At 42.6% G+C, this 19,327-nt stretch carries 15 protein-coding genes and 1 pseudogene; 3 read left to right on the top strand and 13 right to left on the bottom strand.

Translation table 11 applies throughout. From position 1 onward, the window contains the following. Window positions 1–52: 52 nt before the first annotated feature. The 7 genes from CYLST_RS18195 to argB form a co-directional block, all read right to left on the bottom strand. The gene (locus tag CYLST_RS18195) at window positions 53–1,621 is read right to left on the bottom strand and encodes a TniQ family protein (RefSeq protein ID WP_015207966.1); all 1,569 of its coding nucleotides are present in this window, start codon (window positions 1,619–1,621) and stop codon (window positions 53–55) included. Between the two features lies 1 nt (window position 1,622). After that, window positions 1,623–2,267 carry a hypothetical protein gene (locus CYLST_RS36020; protein ID WP_245587401.1) on the bottom strand — a complete coding sequence of 215 codons (645 nt, stop codon included), beginning with the start codon at window positions 2,265–2,267 and terminating at the stop codon, window positions 1,623–1,625. Beyond that, entirely contained in the window at window positions 2,261–2,791 is a 531-nt protein-coding gene (locus CYLST_RS36015) for a hypothetical protein (RefSeq protein WP_245587400.1), read from the bottom strand. Before CYLST_RS36015 ends, CYLST_RS36020 begins: the two co-directional genes overlap by 7 nt. A 2-nt stretch (window positions 2,792–2,793) precedes the next feature. After that, complete coding sequence (locus tag CYLST_RS18185; protein ID WP_015207964.1) at window positions 2,794–5,508, bottom strand: TnsA endonuclease C-terminal domain-containing protein; 2,715 nt, start codon at window positions 5,506–5,508, stop codon at window positions 2,794–2,796. Window positions 5,509–6,031: 523 nt separating this feature from the next. Continuing rightward, window positions 6,032–6,811, bottom strand: a complete 780-nt coding sequence (locus tag CYLST_RS18180) for a DUF3153 domain-containing protein (RefSeq protein ID WP_015209188.1) — start codon at window positions 6,809–6,811, stop codon at window positions 6,032–6,034. 72 nt (window positions 6,812–6,883) lie between these two features. Beyond that, entirely contained in the window at window positions 6,884–7,405 is a 522-nt protein-coding gene (locus CYLST_RS18175) for a tetratricopeptide repeat protein (RefSeq protein WP_041233723.1), read from the bottom strand. Window positions 7,406–7,539: 134 nt separating this feature from the next. After that, a complete protein-coding gene (argB, locus tag CYLST_RS18170) occupies window positions 7,540–8,436 on the bottom strand; it encodes an acetylglutamate kinase (RefSeq protein WP_015209186.1) in 897 nt (298 codons plus the stop codon). Between the two features lie 477 nt (window positions 8,437–8,913). Between argB and CYLST_RS18165 the strand changes: the two genes are divergently transcribed. Beyond that, entirely contained in the window at window positions 8,914–10,578 is a 1,665-nt protein-coding gene (locus CYLST_RS18165; RefSeq protein ID WP_015209185.1) for a glycoside hydrolase family 44 protein, read from the top strand. 88 nt (window positions 10,579–10,666) lie between these two features. Here the strand turns inward: CYLST_RS18165 and CYLST_RS36010 are convergent. Further along, a pseudogene (locus tag CYLST_RS36010) lies at window positions 10,667–10,957 on the bottom strand (IS4 family transposase); the annotation flags it as partial. 247 nt (window positions 10,958–11,204) lie between these two features. Between CYLST_RS36010 and CYLST_RS18160 the strand changes: the two are divergent. Continuing rightward, window positions 11,205–12,605: an ABC transporter substrate-binding protein gene (locus tag CYLST_RS18160; RefSeq protein WP_015209184.1), complete on the top strand. Its 1,401-nt coding sequence runs from the start codon at window positions 11,205–11,207 to the stop codon at window positions 12,603–12,605. 12 nt (window positions 12,606–12,617) lie between these two features. Here the strand turns inward: CYLST_RS18160 and CYLST_RS18155 are convergent, their stop codons facing one another. Then, window positions 12,618–13,172, bottom strand: a complete 555-nt coding sequence (locus CYLST_RS18155) for a shikimate kinase (RefSeq protein ID WP_015209183.1) — start codon at window positions 13,170–13,172, stop codon at window positions 12,618–12,620. A 6-nt stretch (window positions 13,173–13,178) separates the two neighbouring features. After that, entirely contained in the window at window positions 13,179–14,786 is a 1,608-nt protein-coding gene (locus tag CYLST_RS18150) for an NB-ARC domain-containing protein (RefSeq protein ID WP_015209182.1), read from the bottom strand. Window positions 14,787–15,211: 425 nt separating this feature from the next. Between CYLST_RS18150 and CYLST_RS18145 the strand changes: the two genes are divergently transcribed. Further along, window positions 15,212–15,406 carry a hypothetical protein gene (locus tag CYLST_RS18145; RefSeq protein WP_015209181.1) on the top strand — a complete coding sequence of 65 codons (195 nt, stop codon included), beginning with the start codon at window positions 15,212–15,214 and terminating at the stop codon, window positions 15,404–15,406. A 9-nt stretch (window positions 15,407–15,415) separates the two neighbouring features. Here CYLST_RS18145 and CYLST_RS18140 read toward each other — a convergent pair whose 3' ends face one another. The 3 genes from CYLST_RS18140 to CYLST_RS18130 form a co-directional block, all read right to left on the bottom strand. Then, complete coding sequence (locus CYLST_RS18140) at window positions 15,416–16,087, bottom strand: LapA family protein (protein WP_015209180.1); 672 nt, start codon at window positions 16,085–16,087, stop codon at window positions 15,416–15,418. Window positions 16,088–16,187: 100 nt separating this feature from the next. Then, window positions 16,188–16,808 (bottom strand): flavin prenyltransferase UbiX, encoded by a 621-nt coding sequence (locus CYLST_RS18135; RefSeq protein WP_015209179.1) that lies wholly within the window; start codon window positions 16,806–16,808, stop codon window positions 16,188–16,190. A 17-nt stretch (window positions 16,809–16,825) separates the two neighbouring features. After that, the gene (locus tag CYLST_RS18130) at window positions 16,826–19,177 is read right to left on the bottom strand and encodes a ribonuclease R family protein (RefSeq protein ID WP_015209178.1); all 2,352 of its coding nucleotides are present in this window, start codon (window positions 19,175–19,177) and stop codon (window positions 16,826–16,828) included. Window positions 19,178–19,327 lie beyond the last annotated feature (150 nt).

Genomic DNA, 19,327 nt, shown 5'->3' with positions numbered 1-19,327 from the left:
AATTATGCTTCCAAATAAACAAGCGTGCCATTCATTCCGGTATAGATCATGTTCATTCATAGCCGAGAGAGCTTTGAACATCACGTAAAGTCTTCTTAGCATACCAACTCAGCATGACTCCTGGCCTAGTGAGAAGCTTAGTCACCCTAGCTTGAGTCGGCTTGTGTCCTGTTTCATGAAGAAATTGAGCAATATCAATAATTTCTTGGCATATGCGTTCTCTTTTCTCTTGCCCACTAGCTTTCTGGTACTCTTTATACCGCTTAGAGATTTCGCGAGAAAGTTCAGAGAAATATCGGTATAAATAGCTGTTATTTTTATAGCCAAGTCGTCGATTAATGGAAAGAAGTGAAGGAGGTGGAAATTCTTTGAGTGCTGCTTCCAGAATAGGTTGTATTTTTTGCTGTTGACTTACCTTTCTGTACTCAGTATGTCTAATTTTTATTTCCTCACATAAAGAAGGAAAATGATATTGTAGAACTAAAGGACGATATCTCAAACGAAGTGCCACATTTTCCAAAGAAGGTGCAAGATATTCCTTGAGTACCTCTGTTAGAACTACATTTAAAACTTGTTTTCTCTCCAAATCTAAGTGCTTATAAGATTTTCTTGGCTGCTTAACTACATTCAGTTCCGTTTCCAGAAAAATGTTTTTTGAGTCAGCTAATAATACGTCTGTTGTTAAGAAATCTAACAGCGATATTTCCAAATAGTGAGTTAAAACCAAAAGATTATCAATTTGAGGTATTACTTCTCCTTTACACCACAAACCAATTGTTGCCTTATTCATCCCAGATTGCCGAGAAAATGCAGGGATACTAGATTTCAAAACTTGCAAAATGTAGGTAGAAATTGTATTACTAACTTTCTGAAGATTAGGAGGAGAATTGAGAGTAGGTGTTACTGCAACTAGCTCTCCCAAATTGTTAACTATATTCAATTGCCGATTCTGTTCTGCTTCTGACTTTATCTGGCTTGTGACAACAGTTTTGTGTCGGTTATTTCCCAGCCATTTACCACATTTATTACAGTGTCCGGTTCGGGAGTCCCCAGAAATTGTCAGTTGTTGTTGATGACAGTAAGGACACTGCTCTTGCAACGGTTGATGATGGTAAGGACAGACTTGGGCAGTATTGATAGACCAGAGAAGTGGTTCATAAACGCTTGTGTGATTGTCATGCCATTCTTGGTAGCATTTGGGACACCAAGCCCGGTGACGACGGAGCAAGCCTCTTTTAGAAATGACCTGCGCCCAAGGTAACAGGGTAAGGTAGTGCAAGTCCAAACGCCTAGTTAGAGCAGACATTGCACCCACAAGATTAGTTGCCATCAACCCTGTTCCATTAAACGCTGTTCTATCTCTGCCAGTCCCAAATACTTTGCTAATACTTTCATCTTGCAATTTTGCTTCTTTGCCCATAAGTGGGGCAATTTCGGTTATAGTCAACCGTCTAACAGTGACGCAATGTTCATGAGCAAGTCTTTGCACATAGCCTGTTAAGCTTTCTACATCAGGAGTTCCTATACCAATTGGCTCTAGATGATATAAGCGACTTCTTTGTGGGATGGCAGTTTTCTCAATATCCCACGACGGGTAAAGTTTGAGCGTCTCGGAGAGCATATTACTGATTGCCTACTTGATGCCGCTTGGGTTTGGGTTGTCCAGGTTTTCTTCTTAAACGTCCTTTTTGAGTACCTAATTGTAGAGTTTTCAATGTCTGTGACTCCGAATCATCTGCAACGGCTCCTAAAGATGGCAAACCAAGTTCTGCACGCAGTTGAGAAACTTCTGCTTCAATTTGTGCATGATTGTTTTCACCTTCCTTAATTTTCTTGAGAATGTTCCGGCATTGGGCAACAGATAGGGCACGCCGTTCTAAATGTTGAATTTTAACGGTGTTCGCACCTTCAGTCATGGCATCGAAGAGCGCATTCTGAAACCAATTTTTGAGAATCCCTACGCAGCCGAGACTTCGCTCATAACAGTAATCCCAATGAGAAACTAAATCCGGCTCCTCAACAAGGGGCATATTCAGTTGAAAACCCCACACCACGCTTTGAAATATCTCCCTGTCCTGGGTGCAGTCAGCACGGTAGCGGGGAAAGTGTACATAGGCACTACGCCGACTCAATTGATCCCCTACATCGTGTAAGGTGAGCAGTTCATAGGTGCCAACTAACCCATGCACAACACTTGTTCTATTGGCAAGGGACTTAATAGCTTCTGGTAAATCTGTGAGCTTGCGCCCGGAAGCTATCATCAGCATGTGATGAGCTTCATCAATAAAAAAATTTTGGGTTTACGATGCTTGAGAGCTTGTTCTAATGCCCATCCCAAGTCAGTTTCAATAACTTTTGATTCAATAACAATTTGCCCATTGCTATTACGATATATACCTCGCGTCCCATAGTCTATTTTCTGGTCAATTAATGGTTCATGAAGGGCAAATAAGCAGCGTTTGATATGATCTTTTGAATTGAAAAGTCCAGATTTTTGAACTACTGCCTCAACTGATGCAACTGGCAACCAACCTCTGTCAGCTTCTAATTCGTGTTGGTTCGTCTCAATCAGCCACTTTTCAATCAGCAGCCGCAGGGTTGTTTTACCAACTCCAGTTGGCCCGTAAATAAAAATAACTCGTGATTCACCAGAATTACTAACCAAAAGCTTGAGTAAATTGAAGGTTTCTTCTAACCGAGGGTGTGCCATTGTATAGTTATCGAAGAAAGCCAACCGCACTAGCGGTGATTGCAACAGTAGAGATTGAGGGAATTTAGAGGATTTAGACATGATTAATAAGAATCGAAAGATTGAAGCCGATGAGGTTTAATCGCTATATTTTCGGATGTAGGAGACGATTCTGAGTTATTATTGTTAATCTCTTCTGCGATATTCAATTGCTCCAAAAAACTTTCTTTTTGCCTGACTCCATTAATAACTTGAAATACTTCCTTACCTTGAGCATCTCGCAAACGTTGCGTGAGTAAAACTTCCTCTGCTTCAGCAGTTGATAAAAATTCCGCTAACTTTTTAGCTCTCACTGTTAATTGTTTGTCATGGTTAGAGTTACGCTTTTGTAACTCAGCAGTCGCCAGCCAAATTTCTTTTTCTGAGCGTCCTTTGAAAATTGCATAATATTCACTAATACATTTAACCCATTGACCACGGATATAGGCATAGGCAATTCCAACATCAAACGGGTCATATCTGGCTTCTACATCAGTTTTCTGGATTAAAGGGTCACGAAAGGCTGAATTCCAGTAGTGAATGCTCCTTATTTGTATCCCTTTAGCTGGATGCACTTTTACCTTCCCGGATTGTGTCGTTGGTAAGGTTAAAATTCTCCAGGTTTCGTCATTAGGTATTAGTCGGTGAGCGCGACTTCCGTACTGGGATATTCCTGAAGTAAAAGCCTGTTTTGGAGAAATTCCTAATGCCGGATGTTCTGTTGTGTCGTACTCAGAGTAAGCCCATTCGCAGAGATATAAATACAATAAGCCAAGTGTCCAAACTGCCAAATTTTTAGGATTGACAGATTTGGTCATCAACCTAATTTTTTTAGTAATCTGTGTATTACCAGCCAAGTTGTAGAGCAACTGGGTGTTTGCCGTTCCAAATAGGCGTTCACAAACTCCACTAAATCGAGAAGCAGCAGGAGGACGATGTTTGAGTGTACACTCAAACAAAGCCAACAAGCTCTCAAAATAGTTACTGTGAAACTCTTTGCCGTTGTCCGTCACAATTATTTGGGGTAGGCGAGAGTGACGCATCACGCAAATCCGCAGCACCATCATGCAGCTGCGGTAGCTGGGAGGGTCAAAAGTCAAATAAACCGCCAGTATTGAACGACTGTAAGCATCCACCAAAAATGTTGCCCAAGGTCTGCCAAGAACTTGACCTGTAAGTGAACACCGTAACTCTATATCCATTTTTGTGTGGTCAATATGACCAACCTCAAAAGGGCGGTCTCCGTGACGCGGTGTCGTTAGCTCTAATTCCCAGTAAAAAGGTTTTTGTGGGTAGGCAGCCCGATGTCCAACGCGTGCCTTTGTCTGTTCCCAACCACTACGCCGTTTTATTTCGTTAATAAATGTTTTGTAGCTGGGAATTTGGTCTGGGGAAATTCCGGCGCTTACACAGGCATTGCTAAAAGCTCCATAGACTTCATACTTGCGCTTCTGTTTGTGCGTTTCGTAGGCTTGTGTTATGAACTTGTCTATTAATTCTAAGGTCTGTTGGGGTAGCTTTCGGTTGCGGTTGCCTTTTTTATTAGAGCAACTCAAAAGCCCGATATACCCATAGCCGAATTTTTGTTGTGCTTGCCGATATTTGGTTAACCAATCCCTTAAGGTACGTTCTGATATTGTGGAATTCTCTAGTGGTTGTCCCAGCAATATTGGTTCAATACTTCTGTAGCGGTGATTAGCCTCTTCTAAATCTTTTGAACTGGCTTGGAGCAGAATAGACTTTATTTGGTCATCGTTACAGTTGGACTGTTGGAGTTGAGAAGCTGTGATTTTTCCTTGCCGAATTTTACTTTCAAACTCAGAAATGGGCAAATCAATAAAGTCTCCTTCTCTGGCACGCAAAGTAATCTCGGTATGACCAATTTGAACCACGTTGTAGCTTTGACCATCCCAATTAATTGGCGTGTTGGGAATCAAATTTATAACTGGGGAACTGATAGAATCAGCGATGGTCTGCGACGAAACCATCAAGTTGTAAGTTGTTCCCGAAAGTTGGTCACAAAAAACTCTGCACCGTTCTGGCTCAACCAAGAGGGTTGCCTTTAAATCCACATAAATTTTTTCAGTGGCAACCAGTTGGTAAATTTCATCTGCACTAACTTTATTAGCTTTATATAGCAATTCCCGAAGAGTTATTCCAGGTTGTTCCTGAATTATTGCTCTTATAAGTTGTGTTTGATTCGGATTTATACTATCAACACAATTTCGGTAATAGTCTTCTAGGAAGGTAATGTTGCGATATAGAACCCAATTAATTTGGTCATCTGACTGGATGTGAAAGTCAAATCCAAACTGCGCTGCGTGTTCAGATGCTGGTGGCGAATACCACTTCAAATCTTCTCCCTTACTGTAACGATGGGGGTGTTTAAAAATCAGCGATTTGAGTTCACTTAGAGTTTTACACTCTACCCAACCAGCACTGTTTGTTCTGATGACAAAAAAGTCTGGGGTGTAAAAGAATCCAATATTTCGCCCAGAGACTCCTTGATAATTAATCTTGAATGCAGGGGGTTGGTCGTAAAATTCTAAGATATCTTCATCATGCTCCAGTGAGTAAATGAAGGGAAGCTCGACTTTGTGGGACTCAAATTGGATGGTTTGCCCCATCTTTTTACTGGGGTAAAAACCTGACACATTTTTTCTCCCTCCTCCTACACGCCGTGCAGGTTCTTTTGAACGGATGTCGGCGAGAGTTTTGCGCCCTAGTAGCGATAGGTTTTGACGACTACACCAGCTATCAAACTCGTCAGGTGTGAGCATTTTTTCTCCCCCTGAAATTTGAATTGAAGACGCAACTCACAACATATGTCTTGTTGTTATAGCAGTGGTAGGAGTGCTGTCACCCAATTCATTGCTCTCGACACTGGTCTGAGCGCTTCAGTTCATTGTAATTCTTACTACCGATTTGAAATCTTAAGAAAGTACATTTTTGGCAAGCTTATGGTAACAATTTTGCTTGACGGCAATATTATGGTTCTAATTGCTGAAAAATGACTAAAAGTGTCTAACGGACACATCAGCATTTCAGCCACTGTAGCGGCAATATTATGGTTCCAGGCGTGGCAATCTTATCCTTCCACCGACAAACCTCTAGAACAAAATTGTTATTAGGGGTTTCTTTCTCATACAGTAGTTGAAGCGGTAGTGAAAGCAAGAACAACAAAATAGAAACAAAAATTAATTGTTCAGTCAACTATCCAAAATCAAGAAATAGACAAGGTTGATTTTCTCTCATACTTGTCTATTCAATAGTTTCAAACTTTCATCATTTAGCACTTAGAACTCATGACTGTTTGGGCGCAAACTGAATTCTGGGATCGGGCATGAAACTATATCTGAGATATATTCCTCCCCAGACAAACAGAATAATCAACAAAGCCCCAATACCAATGGGACTAGGAAGCCAGAAAACTACTTCTATGTGATTTAGTTCACCAGACTTGAGTTTCCACACTAGTTGTAAACCATTCTTTTCTGGCTCGATAGCATCTTCAGTTTGTTTAATGTTCCTTGCTCCCCAAGGGGTGTTGAGGCTAAAGTCTAAATCGAGAATTGAACCAGCATTAGCCAAAACGTTACCTTTGCTGGCAATTATCGAGAGCGATCGCAAATCCAAATCATAAATTAACCGATTTCGGACTAAAAGCAAGAAATGATTCTGCTCCAAGAGCAAGTTTGAGGCGATTTTCGGCAGTTCTGAATCAGATTCGCTTTGAGATGATTCAGATATTTGTGGATTGCGAGAGTTAAAAAAATCGTTAAACTTCTCTTGTAATTCCCGACCATTACTGAAGGGAATTTTCACAATAATTTCTTCTGGGGAAACCCGCTGTGTTTTTCCGTTCAGTTTGCGGGCGCGACGCTCGATGCTATTTAACCAATCATAAATATAATCGCCACTAAAACTGGTGAGCTTTTCTGCTAACTTAATATGCTGGACTAGTTCGCCGCTGTTGGCGTTACCAAAGTTAACCCCCAAATCGTACTGCACACAACCAGAAAGCAGTAGTGATGCTGATAGTACCAGCAATAATATAGGTTTTCTGAAAATAGACATATTCATAATTGGCTAATGGGTAATCGGTAATCGGTAATGGGTAAGAGAAGTTAATCACCTCTTAGACAGTCCCCAGCCTTAGAAACTCAACCAAACCAAATACGAGACGGTTAAGCCAACAGCTATCAGGGCTAACCAGATAAAGCGATTATCGGTGGTATTTACTTGGCTAAGGTCAATGTATTCTGGTTCAACAGGCTTCTGCCTTGGGGTAGATTTTTTCGGATTGAGAGTAACGCGAGTTTTCGCTTCATTGTTAGGGAGTGCGCCCAAGTCAGGGATTTCGGTCATCCACTCGCTTGGTCTAACCAGCTTTGGGGCTTGTAAGATGTAGAGCAAATTCCGTGCTTGTTTGCTGGTTTCAAAGTGTGGATGGCGTTGGAGTTGTTGACAAAGAGCGATCGCATCTTCTGTCCGCCCTGCTGCTTCAAAAGCCGTTACTAGCCACATTCCTACCTCACCCCCTAGGCGAGAATTACGATTTAATAAAGCGATCGCCTTTTCCAAATTTTCCACAGCTTCTCGGTATTGCCCATTTTCAAAGGCAGCTTTTCCAAGCTGGTAGCGAGTTTTGGCAATTTCTAAACTTTCTGCACTCACGATTCCCACATAAATTAACTCTGCTTTAATTGTGCCAATGCTAAAGAGATTTTTGGCATTTTTTCGGATGCTGGCAAGATTAAGTTAATTAAAAATATTAGTTTCTAGGTGGGCCAGTGACCCACCCGCAGGTTTTAAGAGGTAAATTGGGAACCAAGAATCATTGTGCCGATCCCCACGTCAGTAAAGATTTCTAGAAGCAGGGCATGGGGAAGGCGTCCATCAATGATGTGTGCTGCACGGACACCTTGAGCAAGCGATCGCACACAACAATTGACTTTGGGAATCATCCCACCACTAACGACACCAGTGGCAATTAACTCACGGGCTTCCCGAATATCTAGTTTCGGAATCAAGGTAGACGGGTCTTTGTAATCTTTTAAAATACCCTGAGTGTCAGTCAGCAAAATCAACTTTTCTGCTCCTAATGCAGCGGCTATTTCACCAGCGACAGTATCAGCATTGATGTTGTAAGCTTGTCCCGTCTCGTCAGCAGCGACGCTCGACACTACAGGAATATAGCCATTTTTAGACAAAGTATCCAAAATTTTGATATTTACATTGCTGACATCCCCCACAAAGCCGATGCCTTCTTGACCTTGGGGACGTGCTGTAAATAAATTACCGTCTTTGCCGCAAAGTCCCACGGCCAAGCCTCCCGCTTGGTTAATCAGCGAGACAATTTCTTTATTGACTCGACCAACTAAAACCATCTCTACCACATCCATTGTGGCAGCATCAGTAACTCGCAGACCATTCTTAAATTGGGCTTCGATTCCCAGTTTATCTAACCAACTGTTAATTTCTGGGCCACCACCATGCACTAATATCGGTCGCAAGCCGACGCAAGATAAAAATACGATGTCGCGGATGACTTTATCTTTGAGGGTGCTTTCTTTCATCGCTGCGCCACCATACTTGACAACAACGGTGCGACCGGCGAATTGTTGAATGTAAGGTAGTGCTTCGCTTAGGACACGTACACGAGTGGCTTCAGCTTGCCTGATGTACTCTCTATCATTATCCATCATGAGGAGCTGTTGAGACTTAAAACCTATCAAGTCAGTGTAGAAGACTTTGGAACCTGTAACAATCTCTAAATGCCAAAGTTGAGTAGTAAATTTAGTGCTGGTATATTTGCCGACCTAGAATCAAGCTGTGAAGTACCCTGCATATAAAAGGCTGATACTAAATTTTTAGGCATGGAGTTTTAAATTGCCAGAATTTTTTATAAGCTCTATTTTTCTCCCCTAGTTCTTCCCTATTGCTCTCTAAAGTTAGAACTATCAAAGGCACAGAGGATATCAAACCTGAGAATTAACCAGGCAATATCCTGCTTAACAAGCTAGTGCTTCTAACCACAGGAGTCCTATCTGATTTTGAGCAGTATTTTAGATGAAACCTGATAAAACAAACGGGCTTTTCAGTCTAAGTATGTTTTCAAAAATCTTTGGAGGAGTCCTATATGGTTAGGTTTATTCAACAGGTTTTTTTAGGGAAGACTAATTATGACTCAACTAACCCTTCAACTTAGTATCAATCCTGCGGCCGCTAGGCATCCTATTAGCCCACTGATCTATGGTATTAATGCTATTGGCATAAATGATGAGGATTTTAACAAACTAAGCCAAGCCATCAAATCACCAGTTGTTCGTTGGGGTGGCAATGCCACAACTCGCTACAATTGGGAGAATGATTTCTACAATACTGGCAAGGACTGGTATTTTGAAAACATCCCCCGCGATAACCCAGATCGCTCACAGCTTCCCAATAATTCTGCTGCCGATCGCTTTATTCAGCGTAACAAGGCTGCCGGAACTGAATCGTTTATTACCGTTCCCATCATTGGCTGGGTAGCTAAAGCTAAAGCTAAAACAGAAAATGACCCGAACCCACTCGGTCACCCCTATAACTGTGGTTTTAAGGTCAGTAAATATGGTGAGCAACAATCAACCGACCCATACGATCCTGATTGTGGCAATGGGATTCGTCGCTCCGATTCTTCACGGATTACTGGTAATGACCCCACCGATACTAGCATTGCAGTTGGTCCCGATTTTATCCGCCGTTGGGTGGCTCATCTGGTAAAGAAGTTTGGCAATGCCTCGGCTGGTGGCGTCCGTTTTTATGGACTCGATAATGAACCAGGGATTTGGTTTGAGACACACCGCGATGTCTACCCTGGCTATTTAAGCTACGAAGAACTATTGCAGCGCAATATCGATTACGCTGCTGCTATTCGCCAAGCCGATCCAAATGCCCAGATTTTAGGACCAGTACAGGATGGGTGGACGCGCTACTTCTATTCATCATATGGCTCCTATCCCGATAAAACCGCCGAAGCCGACCGTAAAGCCCACAATGGTCAGGCATTTGTGGCTTGGTATCTAACTCAACTTTATGCCCACGATCAGCAGAGCGGTAAGCGTACTATCGACTATTTAAACCTCCATTATTACCCACAGGCGGCGGGGGTCGCACTTTCACCAGCTGGTAACAATACCACCCAGGCACTCCGGCTTCGCAGTACCCGCTCCCTCTGGGATACAAGTTATGTCGATGAAAGCTGGATTAAGGATACTGAAAATGGCAATACTGCGGTGCAATTGATCCCGCGTATGCGTGCTTGGGTTAACCGGCACTACCCTGGTCTAAAGTTAGGCATTTCGGAGTATAACTTCGGTGCTATTGATGATATAAATGGAGCCTTGGCTCAAGCCGATGTGCTAGGGATTTTTGGGCGTGAGGATGTGGGGTTAGCAACCCTTTGGGGTGCAAAAGTTTGGAACAAACAACCAGCGCTAACTGCCGATCTACCAGTAGTGTTTGCTTTTCGGATGTACCAGAATTATGATGGTCAAGGGAGCAAATTTGGTGATATCAGTATTCCGGCTGCTAGTGCCGATCAGGGGCAGCTTGCAATTTATGCCGCCCAACGCAGTAGCGATGGTGCTCTCACTCTGATGATTATTAATAAATCTGATACCGCACTTTCAGCCCAGATCGATCTTGGTGATTTTATAGGAGGAGAATCTGCACAACATTACCATTATAGTGCTACCGATCTCCATTCAATTGTCAAACAGACCGATCTACCTATCAGTAATGGTGCAATCAATGGTACATTTGCAGCAAAATCAATCAATCTATTGATTATTGCTGGATCTATATAGCGACAAAACGTCGTTTGTTCAGATCAGCAAGTTTCCCAAGATGGAAATTTGTCTGGTCTGACACCTTAAGTGCTCTTTCATCACTCTCATATAACTTTTTCTGGGCTTTATTGTGGATTAATTGATTCAACTGATGATAAAGATTCTGGAATAGTTCTTGACTTCGATGAGTGTTATATTTGGAAAATGTGGAAATATCTACATCAAATCTAGTATTATTTAATCGTTTAAATTAATCGCGCATACTTGTTAAGCTATTATCCAGGGCATAAGCTAACCAACACTCAACGAAAAGATCGCTATTCAAAACAGGATAATCATTTTTTGTTAGACCTCTGAGAATATGTTTGACAATATAGGGAAATGAATTTACAATCATTATTAACAAATAATATTTTAATCCTTTGCCCAAAATAAGTTAGATTTTGGGCTATTTTTATCAGTTATTTCTTAACATTCAACATTTCTGCTGTGGCGTTTTTCTGTTTCATCTGGGTGTTACTTTGACGTGAAAGCTATGCTAATTAAGCATTATACTCATTTTTAGTCTTCTTTTTTCTTGAAGTCCCCCTAATCAATTGCTTCTATAAGCAATTCCAGAATTTTAACTGATTGTGTAACACCCCATGAATTCTAAGAATGAAACGAAGTTACTGGTTTTTTCTCTACTGTTTACCACTGTTCTGTTAGGTGCTGGCTTTTGGTTGTGGAATCAACTTTCTGGAAAGACGATAATTCCTTCAGCTTCAAACAATAATCCTCAACGAAATTCAGGTTCTACATCAGAGAGAATCAGTTTAGGTGAAAAAATTTTAGTTACCGCTGACACCAACCCTGATAAAGAAGCCGGAGTCAAAGCCTTCGCTAAGGGTGATTTTGCCGCCGCTGCTAGCAATTTTAGAGCATCCTTGCAGAAAAATCGCAACGATCCAGAGACATTAATTTATTTAAATAATTCTTTGGGTGAGAGTAGTAAATACCTGAAAGTTGCGGTTAGCGTGCCGATTGGTGGCAATTTAGATGTAGCGAAAGAACTTCTGCGGGGTGTGGCTCAGGCGCAAGATGAGGTAAATCGCAGTGGTGCGATCAATGGTAAACTTTTGCAAGTGGCGATCGCTAACGATGACAATGATCCAAACCTTGCCCAGCAGTTAGCTACGCAGTTTGTCAAAGACTCTAGCATTCAGGCTGTAGTCGGGCATAATGCTAGTAATCTCACCATTGCCGCTGCGCCAATATATCAACAGGGAAGGTTAGTGATGATCTCTCCCAGTAGTACTGCGGAAAACCTTTCTGGAATTGGTAGCTATATATTCCGTACTGTTCTCGGTAATGACTCGTTTGCTAACAGCCTCTCTAATTACACTATTAAAACGGCGCGCAAAACTAATATTGCCATTTGCTTTGATTCCACAGCAGTTGACACCATCTCTTTCAAAAAAGAGTTTGTCAAAGTGATACAGGCTGGGGGTAGCAAGGTGAATCCCACAGATTGCGATCTTGCTGCTGCCAATTTTGATCCGAGTGCAGCGATGTCTCAATTAATCAGCAGTGGTGCAGATAGCTTGATATTACTACCTCATGTAGATGGAATTAACAAATCTTTAGAACTAGCAGCAGCAAATAAAGGAAAATTAGCACTGTTAGCTAGTCCGACACTTTACAGATACCAAACTCTACAGGCGGGAAAAGGTGATATCAACGGTATGGTAATGACTGTACCTTGGCATCCTACAGCAATTAAGAGTAATCCTTTTCCGCAAAATGCTGTCAAACTTTGGGGTGGCACCGTTAATTGGCGAACAGCGACGGCTTATGATGCGACTATGGCGATTGCTAAAGGTTTACAGCAAGGTAACAGCCGTGAAGAATTACAAAAGGTGCTGCATAGTCCCAGTTTCTCTGTGAATGGTGCTACAGGCAAAATTGCATTTCAGCCATCGGGTGATATCAAAGGCAAAGCTATATTAGTGAAGGTGCAACCAAACAGCAATTCTCCTACTGGCTACGACTTTGCTCCCCTGTAGAGGCGATTAGTGTCAGTTGTGAACTTGAGAAACTTCTGGTTTGAGAACGGTGGGAATTGCTTCCATGATTCTAGCGGCAGTTTGTTCTGGTGTTTCTTCCGCTTGCACAGTGATTCTGAGATCCGCTTGTGAGTAAAGTGGTTTTCGTTGTTCAAGAAGCGATCGCAATTTATCTTGAGGATCAGTATCTTGCAACAGTGGTCTTGTGGTATCTTCTGCTAACCGAGCTAAAATTAGTTCCACTGGCGCATCTAGCCAGACTATCAAGCCGTGGTGCAAGTAACCCCAGTTTTCTCTCTTCAGGACAATGCCCCCACCAGTCGCTATAGTCAACTTAGTAAAAGCACAGACTTGTGCCAGTACATCACTCTCTAACTGGCGAAACGCCGCTTCCCCTTTATCAGCAAATAGTTCATTGATCGACTTACCTGCTGCTTGAACAATTACATTATCAGTATCCACAAACCCATAACCAAGCTGTTGAGCTAGTAAGCGCCCTACCGTCGTCTTACCAACACCCATCATCCCAATTAAATACAGGTTGACTCCTTTTAATAAGCTACTCACTCTACTTTATATCTCCGCGTTCAGGCAATTTTCTCGGATGTGGTTTTTCAGTTGCGCTGACAAAATCGTATAACTTGCCAATAAGCTGTTTTCTTTCTCTTCAGTTAATTTATAATTTTCCTCCATCAAACGTTCAATTACATACTCCGTCAACACTGGGGTGGGGTAAAAGCTGGATGCTTTTGTTTCAATTAGCGATCGCCTTTGTAATAACTCCATCGCCTCCAGCATTAATCTTTGAGACAACCGGGGCGATAACCCTGGTATGATATCACTTGGTAAATCCTGCAAGCAAACAAAATTTTGATTGAGTGCCATCCAGTACATCAAGCGCTTCTCTAACACAGATAACCGATTGAACTGCTGGTCTAAAATCCCGCGAATTTCGCCAAAAACTAAAGTATTCTGGTGATAAAACGCCAAGATACTACCAGCAAATAATTCTTGAATAGTAGTAGTAACTATTTTAATAAATAACGGGTTGCCTGCATACCAGTCAGTTAAAATTCTGCATTCCTCTTGTTTTAAGTCAGCAAATCCTTTAGCTTTGAGGATGCAAACACTTTCTTTTTTAGTCAAACCAGTCAGTTTGAAAGAGCGCACAGGCAGTTTTTCGCCTTCAATAGCGGATGTCTCTGGTGGTTTTTCCCGACTCGTTAATAATAAACAGCTTTGATGTTGGCAGTCTCCCACCCGTCGAATTAATTCTCCATAACCTTCATAACCTTGGCGATAGCGAATCTGCCCAAGGGTATAAATGGAAGTACTTACTGGTATGGGAGATTGTGATTGGCACTGCTCGCTATAATCACTGCACAAAATCGAGTCAAAACTATCTAGCACCAAAAGACAACGAGAAAAGCGCAAACAATCAATTAGTTGGGAAATTTTTCCGTATTCAGTATCTGTGCTGCTTGTCTGTGGCTTTGGGGATAAAACTTCTCTGAGTTGATCTAAAATCACCTCTAGGGGAGGAGCAAAACTTAGCGATCGCCAGATAACATATTCAAATTTAGCTTGAATCTCTTCTGCCAGCTTGATTGAGAAAGCGGTTTTACCAATTCCACCCATACCCAAAACTACCACTAATCGGCAGCGGTCTTGCACAATCCATTCTGCAACTGTGGCTAATTCTGTTGTTCGTCCGTGAAATCCCCTGACATCAATTGCTTCACCCCAATCTTGGACGAGTGCTGATTTAACTGTGAGCAAATCAGTTTCTGGACCACTTGTAGATTTGCCAGGTGTGGTTGTTGGTTGTACTTGAAACCAATTCTTTTTATACCCAGCTTTTTCTAGCAAATGAGTCACCCGACTCCAGCTTTTCACCTTGACTGAGTATCCTACTTGGTTACTCAGCATTTCTTCTATATATTTATAAATTCCATTAGAAAGATAAACTCTAACAGTACTGCTACTACGACTTTTATAAACTATACTGGCAATTTCCGCAGGGCTACAGCCACAAAGTAAACCTCTGAGGAATTTCTTTTCTACAGGTGTTAGGGCTTTTCCTTTGACGGAAGCCAAATCTATGTATAGCTTTTCTAATTCCCAATTATTTTTAGCCTCAATAAATTCTGCTTCTAATTGAGTTGAATCAGCTGCTAACATTATAGTCATGCATGTATTTAAAGTAACTCAAAGAATATATTAACGGTTCTTTAATCAAGTCAGAATAAATAAACGATGAATTTATAACGAATTTAATAACTGTCGTTAGGTGAATTGACAGATGCTGTTTAGCTATCGTTATGCTTAACGGAAATTTTATATAGCTTGTTTGAAACTTTAAGGAAATAAATTCTGTCAATACAAGAAAGCAGAACTATTTCTGGTGGGTGAAATTTAGTGATCGACAATACTGTGTTTTTAGAAGCACAGTATGATCCTCTAAAATTTACTGATAGCCAGCCCCAATCAATGGGTGTTTCCGTAAAAGTCTAAAGGATAAGTAACTTTCCTTTCGTTGTACCAAGAAGCTTTTCTCACCTGATTAAGACCAAATCAATCAATGTGGTATGAATGAGGTCTCAGCAATGACTCGAATTCGTGATGTTGTGCAAAAAGCTTTGGCAACTGGCTATTTGACTGTTGAAGCAGAAAATCAACTACGACAACTTTTAACTACCCAGTATGACTTAGAAGATTTTAATGCTTTTATGACTTTGCAAGAAGCCGCTATGACTGGTAAAGTCAAGCAGGAGTCCAGGGAGAAGTGTGGTATCAAATAGACAAGAGCTTTACCGACGGGAGCGCGCATCCTGATCCTCATCCTCAAAATCGTCGTCATCAAAAAAATCCCAATCATCGTTATCTGCTTGATTGGTAGTCGGGGGTTGATAAGGGGGGATGATTACCCGATAATCAGCATCGTAAACAGATTCGGTTTTTCCCACAGCTGTATTTTTTGGTTCCTGGTAGCTGTAGGAGTAAACTGAACCAGATTGAGAGCTGCTTTTAGGCGCTCGTTGGCGTTCTTCGGCAATGTCTGTAGGTGCTTGTTCTGGCTGTTCCTCAAAGTCCCAATCATCATTTTGATTAGGTGTCTCCCAATCATCAAATTCTTGACTGGTACTGTGCTTGGTTTTACCAGACGGGGGTGGCGGACTGGCAGGGGAGGGTGTAGGTTCTTTCCTTCTATCTGCCGAATGGCGTGGTGAAGTTGGAGCTGATTTGGGTGGTGTTTTATCTGGTTGTCCAGCAAATAAATTGGACAACTTAAACAAGGTGGTAATCAATATAGATGTGAAAGCACCAGCGGCAGTACTGAACAAAATCCACAGCGCCAGTGGTAATGGTTGAGTCCGCATACCCAAAAATACGAGTGGGAGGACAGGCGACCAATTTTGGGCTAACAACAGTGTTAGTCCTCCCAGTACTGCCACCAACAGAATTAAGCGAATTACAGCCATAAAGATGAGAAAAAAATAAAAAATAAAGGATAAAGTTGAAGGATGAAGAATGAGCAATTTCTACGTCACACTTCACACTTCATACTTCACACTTCATACTTTAGCGACGACCTTGCCAACGCTGAATGGGAATGCAGTCAATATCTAGTTGATCTAAAGCACGAGCAACTACAAAATCAACTAAATCCTCAATACTCTGGGGATTATGATACCAGGCGGGAATAGCGGGGACAATTCTGGTTCCAGCTTCGGCTAAGGTGGTTAAATTACGCAGGTGAATCAGGCTAAAAGGAGTTTCACGGGGGACTAAGACCAGTTTACGCCCTTCTTTAATCTGGACATCTGCTGCCCGTTCTAGTAAGTCGGAACTCAAACCGACTGCTAGCTTCGCTACTGTACTCATACTACATGGCATGATCACCATCCCTAGAGTCCGAAAGGAACCACTAGCGATATTAGCGCCGACATCACTCCAAGGATGGCAGCGTAGTTTACCTGATAGTGGGACTCCGGTTTGCTCTCGCCAGAATTGCTCTTGGGCGGCTGGTTCTGGTGGCATTCGGACATCCTGCTCGGCTTGCCAAACCATATAGCTTGATTTGGAGGCAACCAGTTCAATGCGATAATCTGCTTCTAACAGAAATTTGAGAGCGCGAACGGCGTAAATCAGTCCCGATGCACCTGATACGCCTAAAATTAAAGGATTGGTGTTATTGGACACGCATTTATTCAGGATATTTACTCATCCTCAGGGTAAGGTTCCAAGTCGCTTCGCTCAATGTCATTTCTTAAGTACATATCTGATATATCTTCATTAGGAACGTTAACTCCTAAGTTTTTGGCTACACCATCGCTACCAACGGTGACTAAATCAATTTGCTGACGGTAGTAATCAACACTCTTAACTTGCACGGCTACGCGATCGCCTAATCGATAGGAAGCGCGATTTTTCCGACCAAATAAAGCCTGCTGTCTGGCGCGATATTCATACCAATCGTCTTTGAGAGAACTGACATGTACCAGCCCTTCTACTCTCAGAGGTACGCCAGGGTTAGCGCCTGTTTCAACTTCTGCGGCTGGTACTTCAATTTCTACAAAGAAACCGTAGGATTGAACACCAGTAATCACGCCCTGAAACACCTGACCGATGCGCTGTTTCATCAGTTGGGCTTTTTGCAGTCCGGCTAAATCGGCTTCAGCTTCTTGGACTTCTTTTTCCCTGTCGTTAATCTGGACAATCACTCTAGTCAAATCGCTTTGGAGTTCTTGTTGCAGTTCTGGGGGGAGGACGTTCCAGTTGATTTCCGCGTGACAAGAGGAGTGGCGCAGGTTAACACGTTCTTTTACACGGGTATTGCGGCGATCGCGTCCTTGCTCAAGTAATGTATGGTACACCCTTTGCATCAGCAAATCTGGATAACGTCGCAAGGGGGAGCAAAAGTGGATATATTGTGGCAGAGCCAGACCAAAGTGCAATCCTTTGGTGGTGCTGTACACAGATGGCTTGAGGGTATCTTGCAATAAGTAGGTAAGCACTTGCTCTGATGGCGATTCACCAAAAGCGCTGGTCAAATGTTGATAATCTAGGGGTTGGATGTCTAGTTCTGGATCTAGTGACAGTTCCACACCTAAATTGACCGCCAATTTCAGCATTTCTTGGACATCTTCGGGATCGGGTGTGCCTTGGACGCGCCAGACGGCGGGAACGCCTAAAGCGCTCAAGTGATTTGCTATCAGTTGATTTACCAACAGCACCAACTCTGTTAAAAGCGATCGCACCGGTAAATCATTAACTACCACAGCCCCCAGAATCCCCTCATCATAGTAGGGGTTTTGGCTGGGTGGCAGATTTAACTGCAAGCTACCGCGATTCAACCGGGCCTGTTTTACCGCTTTTCTCAAGGTTTCCAGGTCTTGCAATATCTGGATCACTGTTGGCGATTGATCTGTTGGTTGACCGGTGAGAATAGCTTGAGCTTGTGATTTACTCAGAGCGGTATCTACGTTGATGATACTCGGTTGAATTTCCCACTCTCTAACTTCACCCGATTGTGGATCGATGGTAATCAAAAAAGACAGAGTTAAGCGATCGCTTCCTGGGACTAAAGAACAGCGTTCGATCACCGCCTCTGGCAATATCGGCAACACTAATTCCCCCAGATAAACCGCCTTCCCCCGCTTGAGTGCTTCTCTATCTAGAGGTTCATCAGGTTGGACATAGTGGGAAATATCAGCAATGTGAACCCCCAAGCGCCAATCGCCTAGGGGTGTTTTTTCCCAGCTAAAGGCATTTTCTACCGTGGTGTCACCGTTGACCGATTCAATGGTCAGGGTAAATAAATTACGTAAATCTACCCGACTTTTTATGTCTACTTTCAGCAGCTTTTTGGGCAACTTCGCCGCTGCATCAAGGACATTATCCGGGAAGTTTCGGGATAGATCATGTTTACAAGTTACCAAATCTATATCGGCAGCAGCTTCGGCATCGCTACCAAGGATTTGCACCACCCGACCCAATGGGGGATATTGAGCTAGGGGGTAACGTAAGACTTCTACATGGGCTAGGTGATCGATCGCCTCTTCCAATTTCATGCCGTTCATTTGCAGTTTGAGTTCAAACAGCAGTCGATCATCTAAGGGGACAGCCCGAAAACCGCCTTCTACTTGCTTAATCCGTGCCAGTAAAGTGTGATTGGAACGTTCCAGAATCAGCTTTACCTCTCCTTCGGGAGAACGACGACGACTACCTTCTTTGAGAACTCTCACCAAAACGCGATCGCCGTTCCAGGCATTACTCAAATGGCTTTCGCGGATATAAATATCCTCCGCCCCCTCCACATCTTGAATAGCAAAGCAAAAACCTTTACTAGAACAACGGAGTTTTGCTTCGATCAGCCCCTCTTCTGATACGCGGCGATACTTACCCCGTTCTTTCACCAAAATCCCGATCTTTTCTAGAACCTCCAGGGCAATGTGAAGTTTATGTAAACTTTTTTCATCCTCGCAACCAAGTTTCTTTTCCAAAACCTTACGAGCTACCAATTTATCATCGGTGAAATTGGCAAGGAGTGTAGCGATTGAAAATTCCATGCAGTGAACCGACCTTTGGTCAAAACATCATTTTTTTAGGACAATTGCCTGCGGGGGTTCCCCCCAGTTGAGGAGCCAACACCGTGGTGAGGCAGTCCGGAAGGGGTTTCCCCCATGAGGAACTGCCGAAAGGGTTTCCCGACTTGGGGA

The sequence above is a fragment of the Cylindrospermum stagnale PCC 7417 genome, from assembly GCF_000317535.1.
In the GTDB taxonomy this organism is placed as follows: domain Bacteria; phylum Cyanobacteriota; class Cyanobacteriia; order Cyanobacteriales; family Nostocaceae; genus Cylindrospermum; species Cylindrospermum stagnale.
This window is presented reverse-complemented; position numbering and strand designations above follow the sequence as displayed.